Source organism: Silvibacterium bohemicum (genome assembly GCF_001006305.1).
GTDB classification, from domain to species: Bacteria; Acidobacteriota; Terriglobia; order Terriglobales; family Acidobacteriaceae; genus Silvibacterium; species Silvibacterium bohemicum.
The window spans coordinates 382187-396231 of record NZ_LBHJ01000004.1 but is presented as its reverse complement, the minus strand read 5'-3'; the positions used below and the strand labels follow the sequence as shown (position 1 = coordinate 396231).

General features: G+C 55.6%; 9 protein-coding genes. All 9 read left to right on the top strand.

What is annotated here, in order from left to right:
• Positions 1-98: 98 nt before the first annotated feature.
• Positions 99-1304: an AlbA family DNA-binding domain-containing protein gene (locus tag XX99_RS12295; protein WP_050059682.1), complete on the top strand. Its 1206-nt coding sequence runs from the start codon at positions 99-101 to the stop codon at positions 1302-1304.
• Between the two features lie 299 nt (positions 1305-1603).
• Positions 1604-2692 carry a PAS domain-containing sensor histidine kinase gene (locus XX99_RS12290; protein ID WP_050059681.1) on the top strand — a complete coding sequence of 363 codons (1089 nt, stop codon included), beginning with the start codon at positions 1604-1606 and terminating at the stop codon, positions 2690-2692.
• Positions 2685-3338 (top strand): response regulator, encoded by a 654-nt coding sequence (locus tag XX99_RS12285; RefSeq protein ID WP_082125518.1) that lies wholly within the window; start codon positions 2685-2687, stop codon positions 3336-3338. Before XX99_RS12290 ends, XX99_RS12285 begins: the two co-directional genes overlap by 8 nt.
• Positions 3339-3690: 352 nt before the next feature.
• Entirely contained in the window at positions 3691-7158 is a 3468-nt protein-coding gene (locus XX99_RS12280) for a TonB-dependent receptor (protein WP_082125517.1), read from the top strand.
• A 40-nt stretch (positions 7159-7198) separates the two neighbouring features.
• A complete protein-coding gene (locus XX99_RS12275) occupies positions 7199-8215 on the top strand; it encodes an acetamidase/formamidase family protein (RefSeq protein ID WP_050059679.1) in 1017 nt (338 codons plus the stop codon).
• Between the two features lie 51 nt (positions 8216-8266).
• A complete protein-coding gene (locus XX99_RS12270; protein ID WP_050059678.1) occupies positions 8267-9412 on the top strand; it encodes an alpha/beta fold hydrolase in 1146 nt (381 codons plus the stop codon).
• A gap of 172 nt (positions 9413-9584) precedes the next feature.
• The gene (locus XX99_RS12265; RefSeq protein WP_221302446.1) at positions 9585-12659 is read left to right on the top strand and encodes a TonB-dependent receptor; all 3075 of its coding nucleotides are present in this window, start codon (positions 9585-9587) and stop codon (positions 12657-12659) included.
• Between the two features lie 178 nt (positions 12660-12837).
• Positions 12838-13620 carry a ferredoxin--NADP reductase gene (locus XX99_RS12260; protein WP_050059677.1) on the top strand — a complete coding sequence of 261 codons (783 nt, stop codon included), beginning with the start codon at positions 12838-12840 and terminating at the stop codon, positions 13618-13620.
• A 74-nt stretch (positions 13621-13694) separates the two neighbouring features.
• Positions 13695-13994 carry a hypothetical protein gene (locus XX99_RS12255; RefSeq protein WP_050059676.1) on the top strand — a complete coding sequence of 100 codons (300 nt, stop codon included), beginning with the start codon at positions 13695-13697 and terminating at the stop codon, positions 13992-13994.
• The last annotated feature ends 51 nt before the right edge of the window (positions 13995-14045 follow it).

The window sequence follows — 14045 nt, the reverse complement described above, 5'->3', positions numbered from 1 at the left end:
CGTGTATTACTAAGCCTTTCGGGGTTGATCCGAAGAAGGCGGCATCTTGGATATGCAAGGATTAGTGCTGCGAGAAGGTTACCTCCGGGGAACGAGTGATGCTGCCTGCACGATTCAAGGACATAACGGCTGGGGATATCCTGCGATTGGTTACAGACAAGATCGCAGAACAAAAAACCATTGAGTTTAAGGAAAAGCTCTCCATCGGAGGCAGAGAAGAGACAGCGGAATTTCTCGCAGACATCTCCTCCTTCGCCAACGCATCCGGCGGAGACATAATTTTCGGCATATCCGATGAACGAGATGCCAGCGGCAATCCCACCGGCATTCCCGCGAAGATAGTAGCCCTCCAAATCGAAAATGCATCAAGCGAATGCAATCGTATAGAGCAGATCGTTGAGACTGGATTACAGCCACGCATCCCAGTTTTCCACGTGAAGGCTATAGACATACCCGAGCATGGACCTGTGATCGTTGCAAGGATCGGAAAAAGCTGGGTTGCTCCCCACATGGTTACCTATGGGAACCGCTCAAGGTTTTATTCCCGCAACAGTAGCACTGGCAAGGTACAGCTCGATGTCCAACAGATAGGGGCTGCCTTTGCCGCTCAACGTGACGTCGGGGAGCGCCTGCGGGCGTGGAAAGCCGGAAGAATCGCGAAGGCAGTTGCAGACGATGGCCCGATAGCGTTGCACGGTTCTAGAATTCTTTTCCATTTCGTCTCCGCAAGAGCACTAATAGGCGAACAAACGTTCCCCAGAATATTTGAGCAGACAATATGGCAACAGCATCAGGTCTACCGCTTAATGAGCCTGAGCATGGAGACTGAGCGCTATAACGCTGACGGGTACCTCGTTGTCTCAAAATTGACAGATGACGGGTTGCAGTCATACTTGCAAATATTTCGTGACGGCAGCCTCGAGTATGGTGATTCGTATTCACTTGCTGGTGGCGAAGATATCTCAGGCAAGGAGCTGGAAGGGAAAATCAAACGCACATTGGTACATGCTCTCGCCCTGTTGGAGCGATTAGAGACAGCAAATCCAATCTACACATCTGTCACACTGATAGCTGTGAAGGGACGGCGACTAAAATTGCCCTCCTTCGGAGCGGACTTTCGCGGATTCAGCGAGGCCTTTGATCGGGATTTGATTACATCGCCCGATGTTCTATTGCAAAATCTATCCGAGGGGCAACCGTATCCAACCTCATTACGACCCGTGGTTGATTCTATTTGGCAAGCCGCTGGACTGGCCGCCACGCCTTTCCTCAGGCAAGATGGCACATGGTATGACCCAACGTAGCTAACTATTCGTACAAAATACGTATGCTGAGAGTTCACATTACCGTAGAGTTTGGCCCTATCGAACTGAGCGCGTGAACTGCCCAGCCACTTGTCCAAATAATCTTGCAGCCCGGGTAATATGCCAGTAATCTCATATTCACGAACCCGTCACGATTCCGGAAGGAATCGTGTCATCTCTTCCACCGAAAGCATAATTTCAAAGCAAATTAGCCGGGCCGCCGGTTCCCGGCAGTTCTTTATCCGCCCAGGGGATCAAGGCGGTTTTTTAAACTCACAGGATTTTGAAGTGAGGTTGAAATGCAGACTCATTGGAATTCTTTGCCGGTGGATTCACCTTTCGGGGGAAACCCCGATTCGGATCGGGCGTATCTGGAACTCTTGATTGAGCACAGCCCGGTTGCGATTGTAATTCTTAACTCCGCCCATCAAGCCGAGCAGTGCAACCCCACCTTTGAGCGCATGTTCGGTTACACGCGCGCGGAAATCGTCGCCCGCAATTTTGATGAACTCATTGCCGCGGAAGAGACCCTAAACGAGGCGCGGGAGTGCACGCTATCCGTCTTGCACGGCGAAAAGATGCATCTGGTCACACGCCGCCGCCGCAAGGACGGTCTTTGGATCGATGTCGACGTTCACGGCATCCCGCTGGTCATCGACGGCGTATTGCGCGGCGTCTACGGGCTCTATATCGACATCACCGACCGGACGCGCGCGGAATCCTCACTGCGTCAGCTCTCGCTTGAACTCATGCACCTGCAGGAAAAAGAGAAGCGCCGCATCGCTCGTGAATTGCATGATGCGACATCTCAGGAGCTTGCGCTCTTGAGTATGAGTCTAGGCAAATTGCAGCGCAAGCTAGGCTCCGAAGATCGCGAGTTGGTGGAACTGGTCGACAACATTAAAGAGCTCACGCGCCAGTGCACACAGAAAATCAGAAGCGCGTCCTACTTGCTGCACCCGCCGTTGCTGCAGGAAGCGGGCCTGATTCCCGCGATCTCCTGGCTGGCCGAAGGCTTCGCTGAGCGAACCGGGATTCGCGTGAATGTGCGCATTTCGTCTAAGCTGGGTCGGCTGGCGGAGATCGCGGAATTAGCCATCTTTCGCGTAGTCCAGGAGAGCCTCAGCAACGTGATTCGCCACTCCACCAATAAAATCGTCGACATCCGGCTCTCCCGGCGCACAGGGAGCATCGAGCTCAGTGTCACAGATCGCGGACGCCAGCATCGCGGCGCGGCGATTGCCGACCCAGTACGTTCCCACGGCGTGGGCATCGCCGGCATGCGGGAGCGCATGCAGGAACTGGGCGGCCATCTGCAGGTGCGCTCCGTAAGCGGCGGCATGACGGTCGTTGCATCTCTCCCTGCGGGGGTGCGTGCGAGTGCGTAAGCTGCGAATCGTGGTCGCGGACGACCACCCGTTGATGCGAAGAGGCATTTGCGATTTGCTGGAAGCGGAGCCCGGCTGGCAAGTGGTGGAAGAGGCGACCAACGGTCGAGAGGCCGTCGAGGCTGTCGCAAAAGCTAAACCCGATGTCCTGGTCATTGATCTGGCGATGCCCGAATTGAACGGGTTGACCGCGACGAGAGAGATCCTTCGCTCGTTCCCAAAGGTCGAAGTGGTGCTCCTGACTATGCACAATACCGACCAGGCGATCCGTGAGGTGTTGGAAAGCGGGGCGCGCGGATATGTGCTGAAGAGCGACGCAGAGCAGGATCTGGTCACAGCGGTGAAAGCCGTGTCGGATGGAAAACCGTTCTTTACTCCGAATGTCGCTGAGGTGGTCCTCAAAGGATATCTCTACCGCAATAAAAAAACGGAAGTGAAGGACCAGCTTCCTGAACTCACCACCCGGGAACGCGAGGTCGTACAGCTGCTTGCGGAAGGCAAGGGCAACAAAGATGTTGCTGTCGCCATGCAGGTCAGCGTAAAGACCGTCGAAGCGCATCGCAGCAACATCAATCGCAAGCTTTCGATCCGCTCTACCTCCGACCTCGTCCGCTATGCGGTGCGCAACGGCATCGTCGCTCCTTAAGATTGCGCAATCGAACACCCCCTCCACGCCTATGCCACTCCGCCGTCGCCGTCCCTAGGGGTTACTAAGGGATAGTTTCCCAAAAAACAGGGAATCTCCTAATTGTCCCCGATGGACCTCGGGTCCACTATCGAACCACGCCTTAATAAATCTGTAACGTGTGAGCTCGGATGCCGATGGCACCCTTCCGCCGAGCTGCATCGTTCCAGCATAGAAAGATCGTCAGATGCGCATGACGCTCGGAGAGCTCCGGGCCTAGATCAAAAACTCAAACCCTCTGTCGCGGAGGACCCCTTTCGAATCGCTGCGCGACCTATGTCTCGGTGTCCCAATTTTGGATTTTGGAGATTCTATGCAGCGCAATAAAAGGCGAATTTCAAGCCTCATAAGTTTCTTTCTTTCGGCTGGCCTGTGTTTATCGTCGGGACTTGCCTCCGCTCAAACCCAGACTACCGGTTCGATCACCGGCCGCCTCACCGACAGCAGCGGAGCAGTGATCTCAAGTGCAAACGTCACATTGACCTCCCGAGCTACCGCGACGCAGAGCAGAACCACGACCGACCAGACAGGAAACTACCGCTTCAATCTGCTGCCTCCCGGAACGTACGAGCTGCGCTTCTCCGCAGCTGGATTTAAAACCGGCGTGCCCGGCGATGTCACCGTCACGGTTACAGAAACCAGCACCGTGAGTCTTTCGCTGTTGCCGGGTCAACAGCAGGAGACGGTACAAGTTCTGGCCTCGGCACAGTCTTTACAGACTGAAAACGCCACGCTGGGCACTACGGTTCAAGGTTCCACGATTCAGTCTTTGCCCCTGACTGAGCGCAACTACACGCAGATTCTTACTCTCTCTCCGGGCGTAGCGGGCAACGTCAACGACGCGGCGCAGCTCGGCAGAGGAACGATCGACGTCTATGTGAACGGCGCCAGCAACATCAGCAACAACTTCGTCATGGATGGCGCGGACATCAACAACTTCGGTAGCGGCCGCGGGGGCGATTTCGTGCAGCAAGGCGGCATCCCGATCCCCAACCCCGACGCCATCGAAGAGTTCAGGATTCAGACCACACTCTACGATGCAGGCTTCGGACGCGACGCCGGAGCCAACGTCGAAGTCATCACCAAGACCGGCACCAATCGGTTCCATGGTGCAGCCTGGGAGTTTTTCCGCAACAACAAGCTCAATGCCAACGATGCCTTTCTCATCTCGCAGGGCTTACCGCGTCCGGACATGAAGCAGAACCAATTCGGCGCCGCTATTGGTGGGCCCATCGTGCGCGATCGCGTTTTCTTCTTCGGCTCGTACCAGGGCACGCGGCAGATCAACGGCCTCAGCCCGAGTTCGTTTTCCAGCAACACCCTCCCCGCGCTCACATCCGACCGTTCGGCAGCAGCTATCGGCAGTATCTTCTGCAACCAGCCCACTCAGTTTGGCGGCGTTCAAGTTAGCTGCGACGGCACGAATATCAATCCTGTCTCACTCTCCTTGCTCAATCTCAAAAACGCAGACGGCAGCTATCTGGTTCCCTCACCGCGAACTGCAACGGCTGGCTCGCCATATGGATTTTCCTCTTACAGTATTCCCGGAAACTTCACCGAAGATCAGGTGCTGGTAAATACCGACTATCAGCTTTCGGAAAAGCACCGCCTGAGTGAGCGGTACTTCTACTCCCGCGACCCGCAGCTCGATCCCTTCAGCAGTTGCAGTCCAGGTTGTCCTCCGGGCTTCGCATTGAAGACGCAGTTCACTAACGACACGGGCTTGCTAAAGCTGACATCGGCTCTTACACCAAACTTCCTGAATGAAGGCTTCGTCGCCTTCATCCGCAACACCGGCGTTCTTAACAGCCAGTCCTCGATCACCGATTCCTCGCTGGGTATCGCTCCCGGCGATCCCGGCTTCCCCTTCCTGCCGGTCACCATCATCCAGGGTCTCTTCAGCTTGGGCGGTGGCTTCAATGACTTCTCAAACTCAGCCGTAAATACCTATCAGGCATCGGATCAGATTTCCTGGTCACACGGCCGCCATAATATTCGTGCGGGATATGAGTTCGAGCGCCAGATTTTTAACTTTGAAGATCCAGGCCCGCGTCGCGGGGAACTAGAGTTCCTTACCTTTTCCGACTTCCTGCTTGGTCAGAGCGCCGCGCAGAATGGAAGCGGCCAAAGCAATATCTTCTTGAGCTACGGAATCGCCGGTGACATTGTGAAGGACTTTCGCGCCGTCGATATGGCCTCCTTCGTCCAGGACGATTTCAAGATCCGTCCGAATCTGACTCTTAACTATGGTCTGCGTTGGGAGATCAACAGTAACATCAGCGAAAATGGCGGACGCATCAGCAATGTCTTTCCTCAGCTTGTAGCGCAGACACCGGCAACTGCGGCCGGAACCTACGCCGGCTATGTCATTCCGTCTAACTTCCCCAGCTCGGTTTCCGTTCCTACAGGAATTGATCGTCTTTCGGGCAAGTCGGTAACGAATCAAGATATGCCCCTGCATAACTTCGGTCCCCGCTTCGGTTTCGCCTGGCAGCCGGGTAACTCGTCACGCACCGCGGTGCGCGGTGGCTATGGCGTCTACTACACACGCCCCAATGGAAACGCAACATTGCAGGTGCTGACGAGTCCGCCGTTTGTCTCCATTCGCGAATTGATCGGTGCGGGCAACGGTGCCGCTACATTCCAAAATCCCTACAATCCCGCGCCCGTGCCCGGTTCGTTTCAAGCACGTACGCCAACCTCCCAGCTTGCGGCTGACATTATCGCCGATAACTACGACTCGCCGATGACCCAGCAGTACAATCTCGACGTGCAGCAGCAGCTGTCACAGTCCACGGTATTCGATCTGGCCTATGTCGGCACCCGTGCGACGCGCCTGCTCGAGGGCCGTAATATCAACGAAGCAGTGCTCGCCAGTTCTTCTGATCCAGTGAATGGGGTAACTACGAACACTGTCGCGAATGCATTTGAACGTGTCCCTTACACGGGCTTTGCACCGGGCGGCCTCACCCGCATCGAGTCCTATGGCACCTCGATGTACAACAGCATGCAGGTCAACCTGCGCCGGCAGATGAGTCATGGAGTCCTGGTCCAGGCTGCTTATACCTGGAGCAAGGCCATGACCGACGTGCAGGGATCGGGTGAAAACGCGGTCTTTGAAGGTGGCAGCGGCGACAGCAACAACTCCGACGACCGTCGTCAGCGCTACGGCCCCGCAGCTTTCGACCGCACCAACCGCGTTGTGCTCGCCTATCGGTGGGAATTGCCTCAGCTCCACGAGGGCAATGGCATACTCCGTCAGGCAGTCAATGGCTGGGCGGTCTCAGGCGTAACCACCATTCAGAGCGGAGACCGCCTTACCATCACGGATGCAACCGCGGGCTCGATTTACGGCTCTGTCAGCACGGCGCGCGCTCAGCTAAGCCCGGGAATCACCAACGATAACATCGAGACGAAAGGATCCCTTCGCAACAGACTGAGCAGCTATTTCAACGATGATGCTTTCTGCACCACATCTGCCGCCAACCCCAACCCGAACTGCGGACTTCCCATCATTGGAGACGGAACTGGCTACGGCAACAGCAGCGTCGGCGTGGTGCGCGGTCCCGAACAAAACAACACCGATCTCACGGTCTCCCGCGTCTTCAAACTCTTTTCGGAAAAGCGTACTCTGGATTTCCGGGGCGAGTTCTTCAACGCCTTCAACCACGTTCAGTATGCAGACCCCGCTACCGCCTATGGAGCGGCTAACTTCGGATTTATCCAAAGCACCTCGGTAGCGCCGCGTATTATCCAACTAGCGGCGAAAATTCAGTTCTGACTCGGGGCAAGCAGAGCTTGCCAATAGATAGGGGTACTCGATGAAGAAAGTTTTCGCTGCGGCGGCGCCGCTCCTGCTTGCAGCCGTTGCCGCTGCCCAGACTGCGCCGATCACGCTGCCTGCTACTCCATCCACTGTCGTCTGGGGTTATTACTCGGCAAAAGCCAAGCCGGTAATTACAGTTCACTCTGGCGACACCGTGCACATACAGACGCTGTCTACCTGCGGTCCTAATGACCGCCTGGAAGAAGAAGGCGTCGCCGCCTCCGATATCCCTTCCTATAACGCAGATATCTATCGCGAGGTAAAAGACAAGGGCCCGGGTGGACATATTCTGACCGGCCCCGTCGACATCGCTGAAGCTGAACCAGGCGATGTGCTGGAAGTACAGATCCTGAAGATCGATATCGATGTGCCCTGGGCTTGCAACGGCTTCGGAGCCGGCCGTGGCTTTCTACCCAATGACTATCCGTATGGTAAGTCTAGAATTATTCCGCTCGATCGCACCAAAATGATTGGACACTTTGCCCCCGGTATCGATATTCCGCTGCATCCATTCTTCGGCAGTATGGGAGACGCGCCCCCTCCTTCCGCGGGCCGCATCGATAGCGCGCCGCCGTGGATGCACGCCGGCAACATGGACAACAAGGAGCTGGTTGCAGGCACTACGCTCTACATTCCGGTGCATGCCAAGGGCGCGCTCTTCGAAGTAGGGGACGGCCACGCGGGGCAGGGGAACGGCGAGGTCGATATTACTGCGATGGAAACCTTTCTCAGCGGAACGTTTCGGTTCATCGTGCACAAAGATCAACATCTGCTATGGCCGCGGGCAGAGACGCCGACCAGCTACATCAGTATGGGCTTCAGTCCCGATCTGAAGGAGGCTACAACTCTTGCGGTGCGCGACATGATTAACTTCTTGGTCGAACAAAAACATCTCAGCCGCGATGACGCATATATGTTGACCAGCGTTGCCATAGACGTCGATATCACACAGCTTGTCGATGGCAATGTAGGCGTGCACGCCATTTGTCCTAAGAACATCTTCACCAAATAAGAGGTCCGAAGCAGAATCATCATGAAATACCGTCTTATAACTCCCCCGCCGATGCCCCAGCGCATCGGCAGCCTCTTGTCTCGAAGATCCTCAAAATTTCCTGTCTCTTTGTTGCTGGTCTTGGCATCTTTAGGGTATCGAAACACTGGGTTTGCTCAGACTGCTCCGACATGGCCCCAGCCCAGAGAAGCTAACTACATTGCAAAGGACTTTCACTTCAAAGATGGTTCTACTATGGCCGAGCTGCGCTTGCATTACCGCGTTCTCGGACAGCCGCATCGTGATAATAGAGGGCATGTAGATAACGCTGTCCTTATCCTGCATGGCACCGGTGGCGCGGGCACACAGTTTTTGGGTCCGGGCTTCGCCGGCGTTCTATTCGTTCCAGGCGGCCTTTTGGATGCATCGAAATATTTCATCATTTTGCCTGATGACATTGGGCACGGAAAATCGTCGAAGCCGAGTGACGGTATGCATGCTCACTTTCCACAATACGATTACGACGACATGGTTCTCGGCGAATACCTTGTCGTAACTCAAGGTCTCGGACTCGATCATCTTCGGCTGATCATGGGCACCTCCATGGGCTGCATGCATTCGTGGGTTTGGGGAGAAACCTACCCCGGCTTTGCGGATGCGCTGATGCCGCTGGCCTGCATGCCTGTACCCGTTGCAGGCCGAAACCGCATGACACGGGAGATGGCGATCGATGCGATCATCAGCGATCCCAGCTGGATGGGAGGCGAGTACAAGACCCAGCCTCGGCAGGGATTGAAGACCGCCGCCGACATGCTTATCATCATGGGCTCCTCGCCTCTGCAGATGCAGAAGAACTATCCCACGCGCGACGCCGCTGATGCATACTTGAAGAAGACCTGGGCGTCTGACCTCGAAACGTTAGATGCGAATGACTTCCTCTATCAGTTCAACTCCTCACGGAACTATGATCCATCGAAAGATCTGGAAAAGATCGCAGTCCCGGTGATGGCGATCAACTCCGCCGACGACTTCATCAACCCCCCGGAGCTGGGCATCGTTCCGAAAGAAATTCAGCGCGTGCCGAAGGGAAAGTTCGTGATTCTGCCCATCACGGATGCAACTCGGGGACATGGCACCCATACGCTGCCGGCTATCTGGTCGCAGTATCTCGCCGAGCTTTTAGCGGAATCCGAACCAGCCGCTTCGACATCAAACTAATTTTGCGGCATTTCTTCCTGTGATGAGTGAGTTGCTCTCCGCAACTCGAGTCAATTGAATCAAATCGAAAAGGGACGTACTTCAATGCGCCTGCCCCGTCAGCCGCGCGTTGCAGTACCCTTCCCTAAATTAAACACGTAACCGTAAATGTGCCAAATTTTTGGGGGTTATCTTGAATTACCGCATCAGAGTTATCGCGAACTTTGTCCTTATCTTCTTCATAGGTGCGCTGCTGGGTCATGCTCAATCGACCGCAACCATTTCCGGCAGCATCGCCGATCCTTCAGGTGCAATTGTTCCGAATGCGCAAGTTATCGTGAGAGCGTTGTCGACCGGTGTCGACCGGGTAGTGACTTCCGATTCGGCCGGAGACTACACCGTTCCTTCTTTACAGCCCGGCAACTATAGTGTGACTGTCACCGTATCGGGCTTTGCGGACTACAAACTCACCAGCGTCACCCTGGGTGTCGATCAGAGCGTGACCGCAAATGTGAAACTCGGGTTGGCGTCTGCAGGCGAGGTGATCCGCGTACAGGGCGCCGCGCCGATTCTCGATGCGCAAAGCATCACCGTGGGTCAGGTAATCGATCAAAAAACTGTGCAGGAAATCCCCCTGAATGGCCGGCATTTCCTTGACCTGACGAACCTCACCCCGGGAACCGTGATTCCACCGGTCACCGGCAGTCTCACCGTAGCCAGCCGCGGCCTTGGTGCGAGCTCGTTTGACACCGCTGGGCAGCGCGAAGACTCCGTAAACTTCATGATCAATGGCATCAACTTAGACGACGCCTTTCTGAACCAGATCACTTTTCAGCCATCGATCAATACCACTGCTGAGTTCAAAATTTCCAACTCCACTTATTCCGCAGAATACGGCCATGCCTCTGGATCGATTGTGAACGTAGCGACTCGTTCGGGCACGAACAGTTTTCACGGCGAGGCGTTCGACTATCTCCGCAACAACTACTTCGACGCGCGCAACTTCTTCAACCGCAAGCCTGCACGGCAAAACTCTTTCATCCGCAATAATTTTGGCGGAGCATTCTCGGGGCCTATCTTCAAAGACCGCACCTTCTTTTTTCTGAGTTATGAAGGTCTGCGCCAGCACCAAGCTCTTCTTTTCAACGGAGATGTATTGAATCCCGCGCAGCGGGCCGCGTTTGCCGCAAGTCCCGCGGGCGCCGCGTACGCACAGTTAATCAATCTCGTACCTGTGGGCAACAACGCGACCGGAAATGTCTTCCAGGGTTCGCAACCGGGGCCGGTAAAGACCGATCAATTCTCCGGGGATCTATTCCACACTATCTCTGCGAAAGACAACCTTCACGCCTACTATGCTTGGCAGCAGGATTCGCGTACCGAGCCTAATCTTCAAGGCAACACCGTGCCCGGCTTTGGCGACCACCGCACCGCGCACCGCCAGGTCGCAACACTGAACGAGGTTCACATCTTCTCGTCGAGTTTAGTGAATGAGGCGCGCCTCGGATTCAACCGCATTGCCATCTCATTTGTGCCCAATACACCCGAAAATCCTATGAATTTCGGCATCGATAATGGTGTCACTTACAACGCCGCTCTACCCCAAATTACAGTGCAGGACATAGGCCTTAATTTTGGCGGACCCTCGGCTCAGCCGAACGGACGCTTTGATACCACCGGTATTTTCTCCGATACGCTCTCATGGAACTACGGAAAGCACACCATCAAGACGGGCGGTGAATTTCGCCGCTTCATCAACGATAATTTGTCGCAAACTGCGGGCACTCTCACCTTCAGTACTACCGCGAATTTCATCGACGGCATCGCCAGCGCTTTCGCTGTAACACCGACGCAGTTCACCAGCCGGGTCTTCGAGAACTCGCTGGGAGCCTTTGTCTCCGACAACTACAAGGTCACGCGGCGCTTCCAGGCGGAGCTGGGTTTTCGCTATGAATGGAACGGCACGCCGACAGAAGGCGGTGGCCGTTTTGTGAACTTCGATCAATTCAGCGGTACGCTCACACCTGTAAGTGAAGCCTACAATCAGAACTTCAACTATGAGCCGCGTGTTGGCTTCATCTATGATTTTCGCGGCAACGGACAGACGGTCCTGCGTGGTGGCTACGGCCTCATGGCGGATGAACCGGTCACCGATGTCATTACCGGTTTGGCCGGCAATCCTCCCGATGCCAACCCAGTGAGCGAGAGCGGATCTCTGCCAGTAGGTACGCTCTATCAAAATGCGCAGTTCGCCGCGCTTGCGCCAAACGCGGTCAACCCCAAGCTGACGAATGCGTATACCGAAAGCTACAACCTGAATTTGCAGCAGCAATTGGGTCAGGACTACGTGTTGGAGCTGGGCTACATTGGTTCCGAAGGCAAGCACCTCCGCATCCAGCGCGACATTAACCAGTTCATTTATCCAGAAGGCGCGGCAACGCGGCCTTTCGCCTCGATTCCGACTACCGCGACAATCCGGCCCGGATCCAATCTGGGCAATATCGCCTACATCGATTCGGATTCGCTCTCCGATTACAACGCCCTATGGCTGACGGTGCGCAAGGCTTTCTCGCACGGTATTCAAATCAACTCCACCTATACCTGGTCCAAGTCCATGGACATCAACTCTCTCGGTTCTGAGGGCGTGTACTCGCTGCAGAACAATTTCGACCCTAAGGGCGACTATGGTCTCTCGGACTTCGATGCCCGCAATCACTTCGTCTTTTCCGGCACCTGGAACCTGCCCTTCCACGGCAATCGTCTTGTCGACGGCTGGCTGCTGGCCAATATTACCCAGTTGCAAAGCGGCAATCCTCTGAATGTGACGACGAACTCCACTTTTAACGGCACGTCGGGAACCATCCGGCCGACCGTGATTGGTCAGTACAGCACCGGCCGCGGCGCAATCCTGTCCGACGGCAATGTATCGTTCATTCATGGCGCCGCATGCTCCACGCCTGTCGCCGGGTGCTCCTTCTTCGCGCAGCCAACTGGTTTCGGCGATCTCCAGCGCAATGCTCTGACCGGTCCCGGCTTTGCCGATTCGGATCTTTCGCTGCAAAAAACGACGAAGCTGGCAGAGGGAGCGGCGCTCGTGACGCGCGTCGATGCCTTCGACCTGTTGAACCACGCCAACTTCGGCAACCCCACCTTAACCGCGACAGGCGCTGCCACCAGCACCTTCGGACAGATATCCTCAACTCGCACGGCTGTCGGCGATGCCGGTTCGTCACGGCAGCTGCAATTCGCCATGCGCGTCCAGTTCTAGTTAACCTTTGTCCTTAACCGGAAGAGGCAGCGCTTCGGCGCTGTCTCTTCCGGTTGTAGGCAGATCCGTTGCTGGCAAGAATGGACACAAATTCAACGCATCGACCGTCAAACCGTTGGAGGAGTCGCTTAGGCTTTCGTACACTGGAATCTAGAAATGTGAAAGCAGGTTCACGCCTTTGGCTCGACAACTCTATACTGCTCGTCTTGAAAACAAGCTTCTACTCTCGGAGCGCGCCCAGTGCTACCATCTCGAATTTTCCGCGCCCGAACTGCCGGCCTTCGATTTCCTTCCCGGACAGTTCGTCTCGATGGTGGCCGAAGACAGCCACGGCAAACAGCAGACGCGTGCTTACTCGATTGCCTCCGCGCCTTCCGCGAACAAATTTGCCGTATGCGTCAACCGGGTCGAAGAGGGATTCTTTTCCAACAAGCTTTGTGACTTCGAGCCGGGCGCCGAGGTCCACTTTCATGGTCCGCATGGCCTCTTCACATTGCGCAAGCCGCTCACCGACAGCATCTTCATCGCCACCGGCACGGGAGTAGCTCCCATGCGCGGCTTCGCCGAATATCTTTTCCCTGAGAGTGGGGAAGATCGCAGCGAGGGCCGCCACATCTGGCTCGTCTATGGCACCCGTCACGAAACCGATCTTTACTACCAAAAGTATTTTCAAAAGCTGGCTGCAGAACGCCCCAACTTTCATTACCTCTCCACGCTGAGCCGTCCGCACGAAGGATGGGAAGGGCTGCGCGGTTACGTGCAGGATCATGTCGCGGAGATCGTCACCCGCCGCGCTCATGAAAATCATCGCGCCGATGTTGTTTCGACCGCTGCCGAACCACGCGGCTACGATATTCACGCCTACATCTGCGGCCTGAACGAGATGGTCTCCGGCAACCGCGATCGCCTGATGGAGCTTGGCTGGGAGCGCAAGCAGGTGATCTTCGAGCGCTACGACTAGAGGAATTCAGCCGTTCCCGGAGAGATCCGTCATACGATGGTTCCTGCCCCTGCAAACCAGGGAGGGATACGACGATGACGAGAAATCTCCGCGCGCTCTTGGTTGTGGTTTTGGTATTTCTTCTGGGATGGCAGCTGCACACTCACCGAACCGTGCAGGCGCAGGCCTCGGACGACAACGTCCGATATCAGCTGCAGAGCGTCGGCGGAGATAGCACCCTGACCCTCTACTATCCCAGCACCCAAACTATCTACGTTTATCCGGGGGCGGTGGTCGGCAACTCGATCCTGAGCTGCGCCTTCATGTACAAACTGGGCAAACCAGGGGAGCAGATACAGCGCGTCCAATGCCCCATCGCCACAATCAAATTTTAGTAAGCGAAAGGATGATTTCTCTGCCCTGAGCGGACAGAAAATGCGTTGATT